This window comes from Photobacterium pectinilyticum, assembly GCF_024357955.1.
GTDB classification, from domain to species: domain Bacteria; phylum Pseudomonadota; class Gammaproteobacteria; order Enterobacterales; family Vibrionaceae; genus Photobacterium; species Photobacterium pectinilyticum.
The window spans coordinates 43617-62670 of sequence record NZ_JANEYT010000030.1; the positions used below are offsets into that span (position 1 = coordinate 43617).

Below are 19054 nucleotides of genomic sequence, written 5' to 3' on the forward strand. Positions count from 1 at the left end.
TTGCTCCCAATAAAAACAGGGAGGGCCTAAGGCCCTCCCGATAATTAAACAATACGTAATTGTATAATACTTATTTCTTGAAAATTTCCAGAAACTCACGCTTCATTGGCGGGTTTCGACGGGCTTTTTTCAGTTGCTTACCCATATCTTTCACACAGTTGTGAAGGACTCTATCAAGCGTTACAGCTTTATAGTCGGTGTACTCTTCTTCAGTCATATCTGAAGGCTTTTCTGTTTCTTGCATTTCACCAAGGAAGTCTACACCTGAGTAACTTTGGCTAAGAGCTACCAACGCGTGGAACTGCTCGAAATTATCCAGTACATTTTGTGCACTTGCTGGTAGTTGATCCCAAGCTTCACGTGAACTTGGTTCAGACGCTTTGTAAACGTTAATTAGCATGTCAAGAAGCTCTTCTGGTACTTCTTCAAACTCAACAACTTGACGTAGTTCTGGAGAGCAATCGTCAAGAGTGAACTTCACTTCTTCAATGGTTTGATCTTCTTTTTTCTCGATGTCAGACATAGCTAATTCCTAAAGCATGAATTGTTTAAGGGAGGGAATCCTAAAGCCCTCTATCTAAAAGTCAACATATATACCTAAGCTACTTGCAGTAACATGGGTATAAGATAGCGCAATAACCGCGGTAGTCACGTTAGATTGCTCACGTTTAAACCTTTTTGGGCTGTTTATTGCTAACAGCCTTATAGAGGGATAAAAGGATATATGCGCTTGTTTGAACTTGTAGGGCGCTGATGATTGTCTAACATGTTGTACAAAGTTATCGAAGATAGGGAAAAGGCGAGTTAATCTGTGCTATAAATAGTTTAAGGAATAGTCAAAATATCAATAGGATGCTTAAATGGAAGCGATGCGGATATTACTGGTTGATGATGTGCATCTAGAAAGAATGCAACTGGCTATGCGGCTACAGCGATTGGGGCACGTAGTCGAAGCCGTCGCCTCCGGTCATGAGGCCATCGAAAAATATCCGCTGTTTGATCCTGATTTGCTTTTGCTCGATGTCAGTATGCCGGATATGAGTGGTACTGAGGTTGCTGAGCAAATAAGAATCCAGCACCCTGAATGGGTGCCGATTATCTTCCTTAGCGGTCACGACGAGCCGGAGATGATTGCCAAGGCCATTGACATGGGCGGTGATGATTACATTGTGAAACCGGTAAATAAAATTGTACTGGCTGCAAAACTAAAAGCGATGCAGCGAATTGCTCATATGCGTCATCAACTAAAAGATACAACAAAAAGCCTAGAGCAAGCCAATGAAAGGCTCTCACAACAGGTGAATGAAGATGGCCTGACAAAACTGGCGAACCGTCGCTACCTCGATACAAAACTTGCTGAGTTTATCTCTTGGCATGGCCGTAATAACTTCCCGTTTACCCTAATCATGTTGGATGTCGATCACTTTAAACTATTTAATGATCATTATGGGCACCTTGAAGGTGACCGATGCTTGCAAGCTGTTTCATCTGAGCTTAAGAAGAACTTCAGTCGAGCCGGCGAACTTGCGGCCCGTTACGGCGGTGAAGAATTCGTGATCGCCATAAGTAACTGTGACAAAACACGTGCGGTTCGTGAGTGCGAGCGACTTAAAGAGTGTATACAGAAACTTGAAATTCCCCATTCCAAATCGACTACGGCTGAAATTGTTACCGTCAGCCAAGGGATGGTGTCTTGGGTACCAACTGGTTTAGAGACAGTGGAGAACATGTACCAAATAGTTGACCGTGTGCTTTACAAAGCCAAGGAGCAAGGACGTAACCGATTTGTTGCTGCTGAATTTACTTAGGGCTTGATACCCTCGTCCACCCTTATTCTTTGAGCTACTTAACACTTTGCACTTTATCATGGGGTATTTGGCTGTTTTACAGCCAAATACCCTTTTCACTGCTTGCTGTAACTAACCGCAATGATAATCTGCTGTTAAGCAGTATATATTCTCTTGGGTAGCAGTGAATCCTTTGTGCAGATACCGCTTTGATATCGTCTATGCTCAATGGAATTTGTATTGTAAAGAAGAAAAAGGTGAGGGAAGATCATGGATATTTGCTTTTCGCAGACAGAAGCACGCGTGTTAGGTTGCATGCTTGAAAAAGAGGTGACCACACCTGATCAGTACCCATTAACACTGAATGCATTGACGACAGCTTGTAATCAAAAGAGTAACCGTGAACCAGTGATGTCGCTAGATGACGCCACGGTGCAAGATACGATAGAAGCATTAAAAGCCAAGCGATTTATTCAAGAAGTTACCGCAGGAACGGGGAGTCGGGTTGCAAAATACCAGCATCGTTTCTGTAACACAGAGTTCAGTACTTTCCAGTTTAGCCAACAAGAAAAAGCGATTATTTGTGTAATGTTGCTGCGCGGTGCTCAGTCGCCGGGCGAACTACGTACACGTACTAATCGACTTTGCAGCTTTTCTGATGTGAAGGAAGTTGAGTCAGTACTCGATAAACTGTCAGAACACCCTAAAGGGCCATTTGTTGTGAAGTTGCCGAAAGAGCCGGGGAAACGCGACTTTCGTTATATGCACTTGCTTAGTGGTGAGGTCGATATCGAAGCTCTGCAGCAGCAAAGCCAGGCATTTGCTTCAGGAGCCCCTTCTTCGCCAACCTCAGAGCGTTTGGCGGCATTGGAAGGTGAGGTGGTAGAGCTTAAAAAAGAACTACAAGAATTGAAAGAGCTGCTTGAATCTTTGACATCATGAGTGTTCAATAGCAACGGCTTAACTTCAGCCCAGCAATCGCTGGGCTTTTTTGTAAGGGTAAACAAAAACATGACTGGCACTCAGCACGATCAGCCAAAAGAGATCGAGACTGAATCGAATAAAGTTGGGAAATGGTCGGTCTATTTGATTAGGACGGCAGCAAATCAATTGTATTGTGGTGTCACAACAGATGTCGAAAGGCGGTTTAATGAGCACCAGTCTTCCAAGCGGGGGGCCAAATTCTTAAAAGGGAAGGGACCATTACAATTATCTTGGTCTGAATGTGTGGGTGATAAACGGTTAGCAATGCAGCTTGAATATCGCATCAAACGGTTGCCTAAGCGTACCAAGGAACAAATTGTTGCAGGCTGTTTTAGTGTATTTAATTTGGTTGAAAAATGAACCAAGGCAGTTAAAAGAACGTAAAAATGTTCATTAATTGTTATATTTTATCTTTTAATTACCTATAAATTGTTTTTTTAGCGCTTGCTAGTTAATTGAAATTGAACCTTCTCTTTGTTCAATCTACACTGCGCATATCATTTTGTATTATTTTTATATTTTCCCAGGATATTCTTATGGCACTTAAAGCCACTATCTACAAAGCTCAGTTTAACGTTGCGGATCTTGACCGTCATGTGTACATCGATAAACAACATACACTGGCGTGCCATCCATCAGAAACGCTGCAACGCCTGATGCTTCGCCTGGTTGCATGGGGCTTCAATGCTGATGAGGATTTGCAGTATACGAAAGGACTCTGTGAGGCGGACGAGCCAGCATTATGGAAGAAAAGCCTGACTGATGATATCGAGCTTTGGATTGACCTGGGGTTGCCCGACGAGAAGCGACTGAAGAAAGCCGCTCATAAGTCGGATAAAGTTATCATTGTTGCATACGGTGATAACGCTGCTCCTGTGTGGTGGAAACAGCATCAAGCAAAAATTAGCCAATACGGCAATATCTCAGTGGTTTTCTTCAATGATGAGACCCTCGCAGAACTCGAGTCTATGGTTGAACGTTCAATGAACCTTCAATTAACGATCGAAGCTGATCAAGGATGGCTGATGCTGGGTGATAAGAGCTGTACCCTTATTCCTGAGTGGTGGCTACGCTAACTCAATGGATTCGCAACGTTGATTGTCACTCAATAGTCATCCAACCTCTTCATGATATCCTTACTTGCTGCTTGTTTATCAGGCAGCTTTTCGCCTTTTAGCAATAAGGAGTATTGGAATGCCATCAAGTGTGCATGCTTTAGCAACAACAGTGTGGAACTATCATCACTTAAACCACACTCTCGTCCCTAGTGATTGTATCTTTGTGTTGTGTAGTAACGATATTCGAGTGGCAGAACATGCGGCAAGATTGTTTCTTGATGGTTTCGCTCCATACATCGTATTTTCTGGCGGCGAAGGTGAGTTAACGCGAGGCATGTATAAAGGTTCTGAAGCCGAAGCATTTGCTGAATTGGCGTTGGATATGGGTGTACCAGAGCAAGCGATCTTGCTTGAGCCTCAATCGACAAATACCGGTGAGAATATTCAGTTTACTCGTGAATTGCTTGAAATGAAGGGCTTAAACCCAGAAAGTCTGATTCTTGTCCAAAAGCCATTTATGGAAAGACGCGCCTATGCAACTTTTCAGCAGAACTGGCCGGGCAAAAAGGTAGCAGTATCTTCTCCGAATATTGATTTTGATGAATACCCAAACGAGGCATTGTCGTACAGCGATATAATTAATGTCATGTTGGGTGATTTACAGCGGATAAAAGTTTACCCGAGCTATGGATATTCTGTAGAGCAGGAAATCCCAGATGAGGTCTGGCAAGCCTTTGAACAGTTAATCGAACTAGGCTTTAAGGACCATTTGTTGGCTTAAGCTTTTAATATAACCGTTGAATAATGGTGTGCAAGCCCTGCCTACAGCAGGGCTTATCATTATATTATTTATTTTGCGGCATTCATGCCTTGCTGCCAGAAGGCAACCTCCATACGAGTAGCCGTTTTGAATATTTCACACAAACGTTGCCCACGTTGGCTGTGAAGTGGGACTTCTTTAAGCATCTTGTTTAACCGACGAATAGTTTCGTCAACGCTGTTTTGGTAATCCTCACCACTATACAACTCAACCCAGCTTCGGTATGGGTTGCCTTCTAGGACTGTTTGTTGCCAGTTCGCAAGACGCTTGCCTATTACGGCATAACCTATCGCACAAGGTGCCAGTGCAACGAATAAGTCGGTACGGTCACCGGCCATCCCTGTATCCAATACATAGCGTGTATAGCTGACAGTACCGAAATCCTCAGGCTCTCCCTCCATATCCGCTTCGGTCAACCCCCATGTAGAGCAATACTCAACATGGTGTGACATCTCAGTTTCTAGAAGTGCGGTAAGGCTTGGCAAGGGCTCGCGCATTTCTTCAAGGGTTGTAGATTTAAAAATAGCTAAAGCATAAGCGCGGGCATAGTGTTTTAGGAACAGAAAATCTTGCTTGAGGTAGTGCAAATAAGCATGCTTGTTTAGCGATGACATCGCCAATTGGTTAACGAAATCATGCTCGGTATAATCATTCCAGTCTTGCTGGCAGTAGCTGATCAGATCTTGATAGTTCATGATGTTTCCTTAAAGCTTAAATAGGTAATGCTTAAAATGTCAGCACGTAGTCTTGGGCTTTTGGCAGCGTTTTAATGATGTCATACTGCTTCATAAACTCAGCATATTCGTCATAGCGTTTTAGCTCTACGGCACCAGGGCGTAGGGCAAAGCGGGTTAATGTATCTTCCCAAGCTCGGCGGTTTAGTTCGTTATTTAACGTATCTGGTGAGTAGGCAGCGAACTCTTCCCACGCTCGCTCTGGGTGGTTGATTAGGTAGACCGTGGCTTTTTCGATTGCAGTGTTGAACTTGTTAATGGTTTCTGGGTTGTAATTATGCTTGTTGGCAACAAAAATAAGCTCATCATAAGGAGGCACGCCATGTTCTTCTGGGTAGAAAGCTGTTGCGTCATAGCCTTCGATAGCCAGTTGGTTAAGTTCAAAGTTACGTAGTCCACCCCAAATGGCGTCCACTTTTCCAGAGGCCAGCGAAGAAGATAGCGCCCAGCCGACGTTGATAATCTTTACGCTGTTCATATCAACGCCTTCAGAGCGCAGCATCGTACCGATAGTCGCGTCTTCATTCCCGCCAATAGCAACTCCTATATTCTTTCCTTTCAGATCAGCCATTGATTTAATGCCTGACTTATCTAGAACAATCAATGAGTTCAATGGACCTGAAATTAAGGTTGCTGAACGGACGAGAGGTAGATCAGCCGCAATACTGGAAATCAGTGTACTTTGGTATGAAACAGCAAGATCGATACGACCAGCTGCAACTAACTTGTCCGGGACGCTTGGGTCCGCGGGCTCTTGAATTTGCACTTCCAGCCCTTGCTCAGCAAACCAGCCTTTCTCTTTTGCAAGAATAATCGGGCCATGATTTGGGTTAACGAACCAGTCCAGCATTAGAGTCACTTTCTCTTCAGCAGAAGCGCTAAAAGATGCGATCATTAACGCTGCAGCAGCAATAAGTTGCGGTTTACCCGCTTTAAACAAATTGGATTTCATTCTATTTCCTTGTTGGTGAACGAAGAAAGCATTCCGTTTTTGTAGGTGCTAACTATTGGTTTTGCCATGGAATGGCTTTTTTTAATAAAAGGTCGGTCATGAAGTACAGGCTGATTGAGAAAAATGCCAAGATAAACAAAGCCGCGAACATCTCATCAACAAACATTCGAGCATTGGCTTGTAGCATCAAATATCCCAGTCCTTCACTAGATCCTACCCACTCACCTATTACCGCACCGATAGGTGCGACAACGACAGCAACGCGTATTCCCGATGCTAAAGCGGGTAAGGCGGCAGGCAGGCGAACATGCCATAGCTGTTGCCAAGGCGTTGCCCCCATGGTGGTAGCCAAGTCAAGGTAGCCCTTAGGTGTGTGACGAAGGCCGTCATAACAACATGTGGTGACGGGAAAAAAGATGATCAGGGCGGCCATGACAATTTTGGATGCTATGCCATAACCTAGCCAAAGCATCAAAATAGGAGCAATGGCAAAAACGGGTATTGCTTGGCTGGTGATCAATATCGGTAATAGCCAGCGTCTTAAAGGCTCGAAGACAAGCATTTGTAGGGCGAAAAATAATCCCATCGCTAGACCCAAAAGAAGACCAAAAAGTACTTCGGTCCCTGTAACTAACGTATGGTGCCAAAGAACATCAGCACGCTCGATGAGCTTGGTGAAGACGGCAACAGGGCCCGGCAGGATAAAAGCGGGAAGCTCAAAAATGACGACGCTGGTTTGCCATAACCCCATGATGATCGCAACGCTAATAATGAAGCGTGATATTTGCTGCGCGACAAGAGACTGAATGCCTTTACTCGCTTTTTGACTCGCGGCTTGTTGCTCCAGTAAGGGGTTCTGCAACTTGGACGAGATGGATTGATCAGACATAATCACTCTCCAGTTCATTGATGATCCCTTGCTGGAGAGCTGCGAGCTCACCATCGAATTGCCGAGGTGGAGTATTCAGTGGAACGGGTAATGGTTTAATTGATGCTGGAATACCTGTCATCATATAAATGTGATGACCAAGACGAAGCGCCTCTTGGGGATCATGGGTGATTAATAAGACTGTCTTATCTGCAAGCAGGGTTGCAGATAATGACTGTAATTTATGGCGCGTAACTGCGTCTAATGCTGAGAAAGGCTCATCCATTAGCACCAAGGGTTTGTCTTGCATCAATGTACGAGCAAGAGCCACACGCTGACGCATCCCCCCGGACAGTTGGTTAGGCATAGCATCTAACTTATCCGCGAGGCCGACTGCCTCGAGTAGTGTCGCCGCCTTTTGTTTATCGGTTTTTTTTGACGAACCAAAGCGTGTACTTAAGCACACATTGTCGATGACATTTAGCCAAGGCAAGAGCAGGTCTTGCTGTGCCATGTAGGCAAGATTACCATCAAGTGGCAATGTATTGCTGGTAGTGATACTGCCATTCCAAGTCACATTATCTTCTAGTAAACCAGCAAGGTGGCGAAGCAGGGTGGTTTTACCACAGCCACTTTTACCAAGCAGGCAGGTCCATTTTCCTGCTGGTAGCGTAACATCGAGCTGTTTGAACAGTGGGTGCTCTGCATCGTTATAGCGAAGCGTTAGCCGCTCAACATTGACTGTCATCCCTACTGCTTTGTCAGTGGCGAGAGTGTTATTCATTATTTGTTTAGCTTCCATGCTTATTCAGGTTTGAAATGGCCTGCAAAGAAATGGTTTACCGGTCCGTGTCCTGAACCAATTTGTAGCTCATCTGCATGCTTGATAGCCTTAGTGATATAGCTCTTGGCATGTCGAACTGCGTCTTCTAGCGGGTATTTTTGGGCAAGGAAGGAAGCCGTAGCCGCCGAGAGTGTACACCCAGTACCGTGGGTATTTCGGGTTGCTATTCGTGGTGTGCTCATGCGAATAACGTCATTTTCGAGGATGAGTAAATCGGTACTGAAGTCATCTTTTTCTAGGTGGCCACCTTTGAGAAGGGTTGAGCGGGCACCGATAGCTCGCAGTGCTGAAATCATGTCAGACATTTGCTGCTCGGTTTCCGGAAGCGCAGAGCCAATAAGAGCTGCTGCTTCAGGGAGGTTTGGTGTAATCACTTCTGCAAGGGGAAGTAGCTCTGATTTGAGTGTTGAGATGGCGTCTTGCTCAAGCAGCAGGTCACCACTAGTCGCCACCATTACTGGGTCAATAACCAAAAACTTAGGTTGGTATTGACGCAGCTTTTTTGCCACCATGCGGATGATATTGGCATCGCTCAGCATACCAATTTTAACGGCTTTAACGTCAAGATCTGAAAATACAGTATCCAGTTGTTGTTCGACAAAACTAGGATCAATACCAAGAATGCCAGTGACACCTTGGGTATTTTGTGCCGTTAAGGCTGTGATTACCGAACAGGCATAGCCGCCAGTTGCAGAGATAGCTTTAATGTCGGCTTGGATGCCAGCACCGCCGCCGCTATCTGAACCAGCAATGGTAAGAGTAATTGGGGTATTTGATGGAATTGACATAGTTACCTCTATCAAAGACGTAAGGTAGCTAATGCCATCGTACCTGAAAGGGTGCGAAAAGGGGCAGTGCAGCTAGTTCCCTACGCCATTATTAAATGGATCAGGTTCAACGGGTCCCACTACGTGGTCTCAGCGCTCGGCGCTCCCCGACTAACGAACAAAATTTTACTTGTTGGCCTAAAGAGAAATATTGGCCTTTAAAAAACTGCTTTTCGGCTTATATGCCTGAATATGTGGCTAATCTAAACATGTTTTTTCCTATAGGGCAAACATGTTAGGAATAAAATGAGGTGATGGATGAAGAAAATACAGCAGAGGAATGAACTGGCAGCCACAGCGTGGCTGCCAGTTTAATTACATTTTTTTACAATATGCAGCAATAATAACCATATTGGTGCCCGCCGCTTTACCTGAAACATGTAAAGGGTTGTCAGTCAGGCGGATACCACGTACAGCTGTACCTTGCTTGATCACAAGGTTTGAGCCTTTTACTGGCAGGTCTTTGATGATTGTTACATTGTCACCGGCCTGTAGAGCGGTACCGTTCACGTCAACAGTTTTAATCGCATCAAGCTCAGCAAGTGCGATACCTTTCTCTGCCCATTCGATCATGTCTTCTTCCATGTACAGCATATCGAGCAAATCCTGTGCCCAAGTCTCTGAAGAAAGGCGCTTCAGTAAACGGTAAGCCATTACCTGAACAGCGGGCTCTTGGCTCCACATGCTGTCGTTTAAACAACGCCAGTGGTTTTGGTCCAGGGTTTCAGCGTCTTCGATTTCTGTACGGCAAGTGCCACATACCATCACACAGCTACCCGCTGTTTGATCAGGAGACGCAGGTACTTCATAAACGCTCAGGTTGTCTTCTGAACTACACAGTTCACATTTAGCGCCAGAGCGCTCTTTAACGATCGATTCAATGCTCATAGGAATATTCCAAGGAAGTGTAATGGTGTTAGCTACCATACAGGTAACTATTCTGTTTATTATGCCATCTAATTCTGAGAAGGAAAGGAATCAAGATCAAGATCACAATACTCTCATTTACTTACGTTCAAAAAACAGCCTTATTCAAAATTCATGTAAAAAAAATGAAACGAAAATGTATAGGTGATATTGGCTTGTGACTAATATTAAAGTGCCTAAACAAGCAGTTATTGAGAAAAAATAGGAATATATATGAAGAAGGTACTTTTTTTACTTTCAGCTTTTGCACTTATTGGGTGTGATGATGACGATGTGGTCAATACCGTGTCGGGAAATGCGGAAGTTTTTGCGGTTACAGGTGCTGACGTTGGGGGAGCGGAAGGTTACACCAGTATTGATAGTATTGAAAACGAATACCCGATTACATTGCCAGACGAGTTTCCGGCGGGTTCAGAAGATGATCTGGACAATAAATTGGGTTCACTTGGTATCAATATTGAAGATACGGGTTGTGGTGTCATTGATACAAGCGGTGATGTCTGCTTTGGGGCTGGAAGTGATACGGTTTGTGTGCCTGATGAAGTCAGTAAGCTAGGGATCAAGCTATATACCATTGATATGGCTGAAGTCAAAGCAGCATATGACAATGGTTTTTATCCAAAACTAGCAGCTGAGCTGTTAGGTGATACTTATGCTGATTTTGATATAGAACGCGTAAATTGCTCAAGCATTGGTCTGTAGGCCGAATACGTTACTGTGTTATTAGTGGTGATATTAAAAGCGAGCCGGTCTCGCTTTTAATATTTTAACATCGCTAAAATTATTATGTTGCTGTTGCATTATGACGGATTAGTTTCTTTACACGCATCGCAAAAGAGATGATTGATATCAACGTTGTGGAATTAGTTTTGTTAGCGTTATCAGAAGCATAAAATTACATCACGAGTTGATTGAAATGAAAAAGCAATGGTTTAAAGGACTAGCTTTGCTTCCTTTGTTTGTCGCAGGGGGATGTTTTGCATCTGATATATCAAGTTATGTTGTCGGTGGAAAACCGGTTAAGCCAAGTGAGGATTACTCATGGATGGCTTCGGTGAGAAATACGACCCAGGATACTTCTCATTTTTGCGGTGGCAGCGTTGTTAACGAAAATTGGGTATTAACCGCTGCACACTGTGTCGTGCAGCCACAGGCTAGTGGCAAATACGGTGTCGTGCCTCCTAATCAGTTGGCCGTAATGGTCGGCAGTCTCACCACCGAGGTCACCGAACTCGCTCATCTTTATCCGGTAACTCATGTTGTTGTCTACCCGAAATATTCGCCAGATCCAGAGGTGAAAGTCACCATCGAAAGCGATGGTTCAACCTCGATAGAAGTGCTTAGTCTCGCGCTGGATAATGATATCGCATTGCTTCGGATAAAAGGGCGTTTTCCAAGTGATGCAATTTCACCGGTAACGCTGGCAACGAGTGATACGGCCAGCGAAATTCAGAATCTACTTGATGAGCAATGGGATGATACGATAAGACCTGAAAATGTACTGGTATCAGGTTGGGGCTCGACTAATAAAGACGGAACTGATATTGCTGAGACGTTGATGGCCGCTAAGCTTTCTTTTTTACCAACAACAGAGTGCTTTAACCGATTAGAGCTAGGCAACGACACTCATTATATCTTAGACAGCCCTGCCAACCAGACTAAGGTTTGTGCTTTGCCGCCTGATCTTGTATTTGACCAAGATGGTAATTCCCAAGGTTACGGACCGGACGCGTGTAAAGGAGATAGCGGAGGCCCGTTATTGGCAAAAGGTGCCGATGGCCGTTGGGTGCAAATTGGTGTGGTGAGCGGAGGGCCTCTGGGCAGCCCGCTGTGCGGGGCATACCTAAGGCCGGGTTTTTATGCGCGGGTCGGTACATATTATGATTGGATAGCACAAACTGTCGGTACCATACCTGATACGCCGGTATCAACCCCCGACTTTATTGGCGATGCCGACTCCGACGGCTCTAGCAAAGACGACGAGGTTAATAAAGACTGCAATCCGAATGTTGAAGGGATCAGCCCCAATAACTGTGCACTGGAATCGTCGGGTGGTGGGGGAACGGTACATATTTTGGGGTTAGCCTGCTTGCTAGGGCTTGTGTATTTTAGACGACGTTATCAGTAGGTGAAAACAAGTCATTTACCCTAAAACAAATCAGCCACCCAGTAGGGTGGCTGAAATCTTTTAGCGGCTTAGAAACTTAGCGACGGAATGAGACAGACTCTTTACCTTCAGCTAATTCGATATGGGTAATAGCTGGCTGTGTTTCAGCAATCACTTTACCTGCTCTGACTGAGTAACGAACAGGTACCTGACGGCGCACGGCATCAAAGCCATTTTCGGCAGGAAGGATAAGTAAGTTCCCCGGATTGCCCAATTCGATACCGTAGCGTTTTTGGATATTCAGCGTTGTGGCAGAGTTGGCGCTAATCAAATCCAGAGATTGGTTTATTTGGTCGTAACCCATGACTTGGCAAACGTGTAGCCCCATATGGAGGACCTGCATCATGTTAGCTGTACCCAGTGGATACCATGGGTCAAAAACATCATCATGACCAAAGCAGACGTTAATATCTGATGCCAGCATTTCTTTTACTCGGGTCACACCGCGACGTTTCGGGTAGTCATCAAAGCGGCCCTGCAAGTGAATGTTTACCAGTGGGTTTGCGACAAAGTTGATACCTGACATTTTCAACAGGCGGAACAGTCGTGACGCATAAGCACCGTTGTAAGAGTGCATAGCCGTGGTGTGGCTAGCAGTTACCTTCTCACCCATTTTGAATTTATGGGCCAATGCGGCAAGGGTTTCCACAAAGCGTGATTGTTCATCATCGATTTCATCACAGTGAACATCAATCAGACGGTCGTACTTACGTGCCAGCTCAAACACATAATGTAGCGACTCTACGCCGTACTCACGGGTAAATTCGAAGTGCGGTATTGCGCCGATAACATCGGCACCCAGTTTGACCGCTTCTTCCAATAGTTCCTTACCGTTTGGGTAGGACAAAATGCCTTCTTGTGGAAAAGCTACGATTTGAATATCAACCCATTCTTTCATTTCTTCACGCACTTCCAACATGGCTTTAAGTGCGATAAGCGTTGGATCTGATACATCAACATGAGTACGTACATGCTGTACACCATTGGCAATTTGCCATTTTAGTGTCTGTTTGGCACGCGTTTTTACATCCTGGATAGAAAGCATAGACTTACGTTCAGCCCAGCGCTCAATACCCTCGAACAAGGTACCTGAGATGTTCCAGCTAGGTTCACCCGCTGTTTGGGTTGTATCTAGATGGATATGAGGCTCACAGAACGGCGCAATAGCCATACCACCTTCACCGTCAAGGACTGGGCCAGTAAAGTCAATCTGCTCATCCATTGGCTTGATTGAGTGGAAATTACCGTCGTTAATCAGAATCTGATGCAGGCCTTCCTTGCCTTTGATGGTGACGTTTTTTATTAGCATATTTGAGGATTGCATCTTCGTTTTCCTTACGCGTTGCTTGCACAAGCTTTAGTTTCACGATTTAGCGCCGGGTTGAGAACAAGGTAACTGATAGCGCCACCGAGTACCGCGTTGATTGGTACTACGCCTGGCAAGAAATGGCCAGCAGCGACACCAATAACAACACCTAAAATTGCGGCCCAGTTAACTGCTTTGAATTCGGTATTTGCAAAGTCATTGTAACGATGACGGCTTTTCAAGAAATCTGCAATGATAATCCCGCCAATAGGAGGAATAGCCGCCGACAAGAAAGTTAACCAACCAATAAAGTTATTGTAAAGCCAAAGTGCGCACAGAGTACCAACTAGGCCGTTAGCCATTGAAAGATACTTACTCGGTAAGCCCGTTACGTTTGAGAACCCAAGGCCCGATGCGTAAAGCGCATTATCGTTGGTGGTCCAAATATTTAGGCCAAGCACAATAACGGCGGGGATCAGCAACCCTTGAGCAATCATCACTTCTGAAATGTCTGATTGGCCTGTTGCAGCAGCGCCAGCGGCACCGAAGATAAACATCAGTGAATTACCGATAAAGAAAGCCGTCATGGTGACCATTACTGCGCCCATTGGCTTTTTACCAAAGCGGACAAAATCGGCAGTCAATGTACCTGCTGAAACGAAGGAGCCAACAACCAATGCCAAAGCAGTTGAGAATTCGATAGGGTTTTCAGGTGCAATGGCTTTAAGGCCATCTATGCCACCTGTGCTACCGACTGCTTCGAAGACAGAGTAGCCACCAAGCAGGGCTATCGCGGAAACGGCGATGGCAGAGAGAATCATCAATGCCGCGATACCAAAGTAAACCGTTACCGTCATCAAAAGGCCAGAGAGCAGAATGAGAAGGTTGGTATCAATGCCAGTTGCTTTGTGCACTGGGATAGCAAACATGGCAACACCTACACCGAACCAACCGACTTGTGTCCCGCCAAGAAGTATAGAAGGAAGCCAAGAGCCTTTAGAGCCAAAAGAAAATCGAGCAAGGAGGTGAGTGGAGAGGCCAGAAGAAGCGCCGATGTAGCCGAGGAATGACGTGTAAATGCCGAGGATGAGGTTACCAATGAGAACTGCGAGGAAAAAATCGTGATAGGAAAGACCGGTTCCCAGTGCGCCTCCTGTCCACATACTGGCTGAAAAGAAGGTTAATCCTAGCATCACCATCGTAAGTGAAAGTATCCCTTTACGTGCCGACTGCGGCACAGGTCCTAGACTGTAGTTGTTGTCGCCAGCCATTGAAGCACCTCAAGCGTCATTTAAATAATAGTTATGATTTCCAGATAAACGGCGCGTATTTTAGTAAAAGAAAAGATGGTATCAATCTGATTTTTGTTTGTTTTGGTTGTTTCTCTGTTTGTTTTATTTAATTCGTTATAAATACAGATACTTAACATTGTTTTGTTTTATATGTCTAAAAATAGAAAACGTTTTTATGGCTATATTTCAGATTTAAAAATGAAAAATATCAACCCAAATAATAAATCTATTCTAAGTGTTGACTTTGTTGGGGTTTGTTGTTTTTAGCTTGGATATAAAAACGATTGCTTTCGAGTCTGATAACTATATTCGGCTTATATATTGGCACCATATGCTTCTGGTTGATTTTTTGTTTTGAAAAAAAGGCTTTGTTGATGGTTTTTAGATTAGATCCTTATTTTTGTGTGAAAAGATGAGTTTTTTGGAATGTTTAACATGACTAAATTATTTAACCAGTGCTCAAGCCGGTAAGTCATGGGGTGTTGTGGATAACTTTATTATCCACAAAACTTGTGAGTAACTCTGTGGGAAATGGTTGAGAGCTAATACCCATGCTGGCTACGGCAAAGTCAATACCTCGGTTCATGAAAAAACTATAAAAACGTCATGAAAAATAGAGGTTTTTGATGTAGCTCAATTTCAATTTTTACTTGATAAAATATGACGTCTGGCAGGTTTGGTTGCGCTTAGTGAGTGTTAGCCTAATTATGTTCTTGATTGGGGAGGTGGGTTACGATTTTTACTTTGAGTAAAGTGGAAAAAGGGCCTTGCCTACCTTCATAACCAGCCGGTAGATCTGGTGCTTTGGGATGTTATGTTACCGAATATAGATGGTATGCGGATGGCCCGAAGAATATGTCAGCGTTTTGCGACGCCAATTATTATGCAAACGGCGCTGGGTGATGAGTTGTCATTGCTTGATGGTCTTTAAGCTGGGGCAGATCATTATATGGCGAAGCCATTTCAAGTCCCCGAGTTGCTCGCTAGAATAAAATCAACAATGCGACGAGTTGGCTTAGAAAAGCAACGCGGAACTAATTGTGCGACTGATGTTAGCATTACGGAACAGCTAAGGTGAATACCATTAACAGGGGCTGAAAGTGAATTGTTGGAGTATCTTGTTAAACATAACGGGCTTGTGGTTTCGAAAGCGGAACTGCAAAAATCCGTACTAAAGAAAGAATTGAGTCCTTTTGATCGAAACCTTGACATGCATATAAGAAACATACGTCGTAAAATAGTTCAATCAGGGTTACCAAAACAACATATAAAGACGGTCAGAGGGAAAGGGTATAGCTTCTTTGAAGTAGTTGGGGCTTGAAGGTAATAAAGAGTGGCGCGAGAAGCGCCACTCTTTAGTTTTACTTGCTATAAGAACTAGCAATATTGTCAATACGCTGGTTAGCTCGCATTGCTTCCTGGTATGCTGCGTCAGATGCTGCACGAGCATCATTAACTGCACCAGCCATTTGATCTTGCTGGCTTTGTAATGCGCCTACCTGATCAGAAAGCATATCAACTTTATTGGTTAGTTGCTGCATTTGATCAACTTCATCTGAGCTAGAACAACCGATAAGTGTTGCACTCAGAATAATACCGGTAAGGATAGATAATGAACGGTTCATTTTTCTTTCTTCTCCTTTGTTTGCCACTACAGACTGTTTGTTAAATTTCCAGTCGGCAAATTCATTATGGCAGAAGTTGCGCAAATTGCTGCTTAAAGTGAAGAAATAGTGATATTTTTTTCTCTCAAAGATGAGAAAACCCGCCTGGACGGGTTTATTTACGCGGAATACAGTATTTATACAGGTACCTTATCTTCTGCTAGAACTCTGTTGATAGCGTCGACTAATATATTCGGGTTCAGGGTATGCTGTACTTTTTCAACTAAGGTGCCATCAGCACGAAGGAAATAAAAGTAAGAGCTGTGATCAACCGCATATTCTAATGCCGACCCTTCTAGTTCTGTCCGCATGTATAAAACACCATACTTTTCAGCTAATGCTTTAGTTTGAGCTGCATTTCCTGTCATTCCTATAATTTTTTTATGGAAGTACTGAGCATATTGCGCACTCTTTTCTGGCGTGTCTCGCTCTGGATCTAAGGTGATAAAAATAGGCCAGAGCTGGTTTATTTGTTGATCATCAATCTGTTTCAATGCTGCAGATAACACTGCAAGCGATGTTGGGCATACGTCAGGGCAGTGGGTGTAACCGAAATAGATAACCCGGATACGTTGGTCGTTAGGGTCATACAAATCGACATTCTCTTTACCACTTTTCAGGAGGTTGAGAGGTTCACTGGTTTGAGCGACAGGAGATTGGCGATCAACAATCACGCTAGTGATAAGCCCTGCTGTTAAGGCTAATGCGAGTATAATCCATTGATATTTCACTTTATCATCCTTATTGAAATATAAATCGGTTGTTGAGAGCTAATGGCAGTTGCAGTGATTTTTCCTTGCCAAGTCATTTCATCAGACACGCAGAACGGTAATAATAATTCTCCCGAGAAGCGATCGCTATCTGTTTGGCGCTGTAAAGTTTGCCGGTATACCCCCATCATCATTTCCATTCCTTCTAAAGTTAACTCGACGGTATCGATTTCTGAAGGTAACGATGGCCATTCTACTTGAATTCTAGCTGCTTCCATTGGCTTGATGGTTGCTCTATCTAACGAAATTCTTTTTCCCTCTATTTCACAAGCTTCATTGCTCAAAGGGCAATAATGAGATGGGGAAGAGTCATGTGCGCCAGTAAATAGCAGAACCCCTGCTTCCTTGATGGCAGGGTAGGCGTAGTGGAAAAAGCTGTAACTTCCCCAAAAAACCGGAAAGGCTAGGAGAACATATTTGTAACGTTTGCTGCGTGCCACTGTCTGTACCATCTATCTAAATTGCAAGTATTTGTGAATGTTATCACTATCTTGGTTAATTGAATTGGGCGGATGTTGAGTTTTGTGAGGAGGTGATGCTTGTGAAAGGCTACATAGGTCAAAGGTTGTTAATCTTGTGACTGGGTGTTGGCAACTGTTTGTAAGGTATAGCTAATCAGTTAACTTATTGAGGTCAGCCGCAAAATGTGCAATTGGGATCACTTTTTTAATACTATAAAAAGTGATGTATGCCGCAAAAGTATTATCAATATGGAATAGTATCTTACTCATTGACTAAATGATGAAATAAAAAACTAAAAGGTATAAGTAATGAAGAAGAATGCTGTTTCTGTAGGTATGTTCTTAGCGGGTATGTGTTTAAGCTCAGTGAGCTTTGCCGGTGACTTACCAAACATCCAAATTTTAGCTACGGGTGGCACTATTGCCGGTGCCGGTCAATCTAGCACGGAGTCAAACTATACTTCTGGCAAGGTGGGTGTTGAAGCATTGATCGAAGCTGTGCCAGAGATGACAAAACTAGCCGATATTTCTGGTGAGCAGGTTGTTAGCATTGGCTCGCAAGATATGAATGATGAAGTGTGGCTAACACTTTCTAAGCGAGTGAATGAGCTATTAGCAAAAGATGATGTTGATGGGATCGTAATTACCCATGGTACTGATACCATGGAAGAAACAGCATATTTCCTAGATCTTACTGTAAAAAGTGACAAGCCTGTTGTGCTTGTCGGTGCAATGCGACCTTCGACGGCAATGAGCGCAGATGGTCCAGTTAACTTGTACAATGCCGTAGTAACAGCGACGGATCCTGAATCGACTGGTCGTGGTGTACTAGTATCGATGAATGATACGGTATTTGATGCACGTGACGTGACCAAGACCAGCACAACAGCCGTTAACACTTTCCAATCACCTAATACCGGTGCGCTAGGTTACATCCACAATGGTGATGTGAAGTACCAGCGTAGCCCAGAGCGCATGCATACCACAGAAACCGTTTTTGATGTGTCGAAGGTAGAGAGCTTGCCTAAGGTGGGTATTGTTTATAACTATGCCAATGCAACAGCGTTACCTGTAAAAGCCATGATGGAAGCGAATTATGATGGTATCGTCAGCGCTGGGGTGGGTAACGGTAACATGTACCACACCATCTTTGATGAGCTAGTGAAGGCAAGTAAAGATGGCACTATGGTTGTGCGTAGTTCACGCACGCCTTCAGGCTCAACAACCCTGGATGCAGAAGTGGACGACGATAAGTATGGGTTCGTGGCGGCTGGTTCACTGAACCCTCAGAAAGCCCGTATTCTTCTGATGCTTTCGTTAACACAAACTCAGGATTATCAAGACGTTCAGAAGATGTTCCAACACTACTAATCACTGTCTTGTGTTCAAATGAAGAAACGATAAAACTCATTGCAAGTTGACAGTCGTAATTCCCCAAAGCCGCCAATTTCATAGGCGGCTTTCTTACGTTTTTAATTCGCAGAGGTGTAGTGGTAATCAAACACTGATTGTGAGCGGCGTTGTTGATCAATTCATCCTCGGGACGGCTCAGCCCCAAGGGCCTTTCTGGGGTTAGTTGACCATCTGACGAAC

20 protein-coding genes, 1 pseudogene and 1 riboswitch are annotated in these 19054 nt (G+C 44.1%); of the genes and pseudogenes, 9 read left to right on the top strand and 12 right to left on the bottom strand.

Features of this window, described 5'->3' with window-relative positions:
* Positions 1–70: 70 nt before the first annotated feature.
* Complete coding sequence (locus NHN17_RS13920; RefSeq protein WP_255043173.1) at positions 71–523, bottom strand: DUF3069 domain-containing protein; 453 nt, start codon at positions 521–523, stop codon at positions 71–73.
* Between the two features lie 337 nt (positions 524–860).
* On the opposite strand from NHN17_RS13920, the gene NHN17_RS13925 reads away from it, so the two are divergent.
* From NHN17_RS13925 to NHN17_RS13945, 5 genes are all read left to right on the top strand, one after another.
* Complete coding sequence (locus NHN17_RS13925; RefSeq protein WP_255043174.1) at positions 861–1808, top strand: GGDEF domain-containing response regulator; 948 nt, start codon at positions 861–863, stop codon at positions 1806–1808.
* A 249-nt stretch (positions 1809–2057) separates the two neighbouring features.
* Entirely contained in the window at positions 2058–2729 is a 672-nt protein-coding gene (locus NHN17_RS13930) for a YceH family protein (protein ID WP_255043175.1), read from the top strand.
* Positions 2730–2798: 69 nt separating this feature from the next.
* Positions 2799–3131 carry a GIY-YIG nuclease family protein gene (locus tag NHN17_RS13935; protein WP_255043176.1) on the top strand — a complete coding sequence of 111 codons (333 nt, stop codon included), beginning with the start codon at positions 2799–2801 and terminating at the stop codon, positions 3129–3131.
* 176 nt (positions 3132–3307) lie between these two features.
* Positions 3308–3847, top strand: coding sequence for a YaeQ family protein (locus NHN17_RS13940; protein WP_255043177.1), 540 nt, complete (start codon positions 3308–3310; stop codon positions 3845–3847).
* Between the two features lie 118 nt (positions 3848–3965).
* Complete coding sequence (locus NHN17_RS13945; protein ID WP_255043178.1) at positions 3966–4610, top strand: YdcF family protein; 645 nt, start codon at positions 3966–3968, stop codon at positions 4608–4610.
* Positions 4611–4678: 68 nt separating this feature from the next.
* Here NHN17_RS13945 and tenA read toward each other — a convergent pair whose 3' ends face one another.
* The 6 genes from tenA to NHN17_RS13975 all read right to left on the bottom strand — a co-directional run bounded on the left by tenA (position 4679) and on the right by NHN17_RS13975 (position 9762).
* A complete protein-coding gene (gene tenA / locus NHN17_RS13950) occupies positions 4679–5344 on the bottom strand; it encodes a thiaminase II (protein ID WP_255043179.1) in 666 nt (221 codons plus the stop codon).
* A gap of 31 nt (positions 5345–5375) precedes the next feature.
* Complete coding sequence (locus NHN17_RS13955) at positions 5376–6335, bottom strand: ABC transporter substrate-binding protein (protein WP_255043180.1); 960 nt, start codon at positions 6333–6335, stop codon at positions 5376–5378.
* 52 nt (positions 6336–6387) lie between these two features.
* Complete coding sequence (locus NHN17_RS13960; protein WP_373689564.1) at positions 6388–7224, bottom strand: ABC transporter permease; 837 nt, start codon at positions 7222–7224, stop codon at positions 6388–6390.
* The gene (locus NHN17_RS13965) at positions 7217–7951 is read right to left on the bottom strand and encodes an ABC transporter ATP-binding protein (RefSeq protein ID WP_373689565.1); all 735 of its coding nucleotides are present in this window, start codon (positions 7949–7951) and stop codon (positions 7217–7219) included. The genes NHN17_RS13960 and NHN17_RS13965 overlap by 8 nt, the downstream gene beginning before the upstream one ends.
* 56 nt (positions 7952–8007) lie before the next feature.
* Positions 8008–8835 (bottom strand): bifunctional hydroxymethylpyrimidine kinase/phosphomethylpyrimidine kinase, encoded by an 828-nt coding sequence (thiD, locus tag NHN17_RS13970; protein WP_255043183.1) that lies wholly within the window; start codon positions 8833–8835, stop codon positions 8008–8010.
* Between the two features lie 60 nt (positions 8836–8895).
* Positions 8896–8994, bottom strand: a riboswitch (TPP riboswitch).
* A gap of 195 nt (positions 8995–9189) precedes the next feature.
* The gene (locus tag NHN17_RS13975; protein WP_255043184.1) at positions 9190–9762 is read right to left on the bottom strand and encodes a PhnA domain-containing protein; all 573 of its coding nucleotides are present in this window, start codon (positions 9760–9762) and stop codon (positions 9190–9192) included.
* A 252-nt stretch (positions 9763–10014) separates the two neighbouring features.
* Here NHN17_RS13975 and NHN17_RS13980 point away from each other — a divergent pair, with 252 nt between their 5' ends.
* Entirely contained in the window at positions 10015–10503 is a 489-nt protein-coding gene (locus tag NHN17_RS13980) for a hypothetical protein (RefSeq protein WP_255043185.1), read from the top strand.
* A 214-nt stretch (positions 10504–10717) separates the two neighbouring features.
* Positions 10718–11929: a S1 family peptidase gene (locus NHN17_RS13985; RefSeq protein WP_255043186.1), complete on the top strand. Its 1212-nt coding sequence runs from the start codon at positions 10718–10720 to the stop codon at positions 11927–11929.
* Between the two features lie 76 nt (positions 11930–12005).
* Here NHN17_RS13985 and NHN17_RS13990 read toward each other — a convergent pair whose 3' ends face one another.
* Positions 12006–13292, bottom strand: a complete 1287-nt coding sequence (locus tag NHN17_RS13990) for a cytosine deaminase (RefSeq protein WP_255043187.1) — start codon at positions 13290–13292, stop codon at positions 12006–12008.
* A gap of 11 nt (positions 13293–13303) precedes the next feature.
* The gene (codB, locus tag NHN17_RS13995) at positions 13304–14545 is read right to left on the bottom strand and encodes a cytosine permease (protein ID WP_255043188.1); all 1242 of its coding nucleotides are present in this window, start codon (positions 14543–14545) and stop codon (positions 13304–13306) included.
* A gap of 778 nt (positions 14546–15323) precedes the next feature.
* On the opposite strand from codB, the pseudogene NHN17_RS14000 reads away from it, so the two are divergent.
* A pseudogene (locus NHN17_RS14000) lies at positions 15324–15887 on the top strand (response regulator transcription factor); the annotation flags it as partial.
* A 40-nt stretch (positions 15888–15927) separates the two neighbouring features.
* Here the strand turns inward: NHN17_RS14000 and NHN17_RS14005 are convergent.
* From NHN17_RS14005 to NHN17_RS14015, 3 genes are all read right to left on the bottom strand, one after another.
* Complete coding sequence (locus NHN17_RS14005; RefSeq protein WP_036821101.1) at positions 15928–16191, bottom strand: Lpp/OprI family alanine-zipper lipoprotein; 264 nt, start codon at positions 16189–16191, stop codon at positions 15928–15930.
* 176 nt (positions 16192–16367) lie between these two features.
* Positions 16368–16961 carry an SCO family protein gene (locus NHN17_RS14010; RefSeq protein ID WP_255043190.1) on the bottom strand — a complete coding sequence of 198 codons (594 nt, stop codon included), beginning with the start codon at positions 16959–16961 and terminating at the stop codon, positions 16368–16370.
* Positions 16958–17440, bottom strand: coding sequence for a hypothetical protein (locus tag NHN17_RS14015; protein ID WP_255043191.1), 483 nt, complete (start codon positions 17438–17440; stop codon positions 16958–16960). The genes NHN17_RS14010 and NHN17_RS14015 overlap by 4 nt, the downstream gene beginning before the upstream one ends.
* A 330-nt stretch (positions 17441–17770) precedes the next feature.
* Between NHN17_RS14015 and ansB the strand changes: the two genes are divergently transcribed.
* Complete coding sequence (ansB, locus tag NHN17_RS14020; RefSeq protein WP_255043192.1) at positions 17771–18832, top strand: L-asparaginase 2; 1062 nt, start codon at positions 17771–17773, stop codon at positions 18830–18832.
* Positions 18833–19054 lie beyond the last annotated feature (222 nt).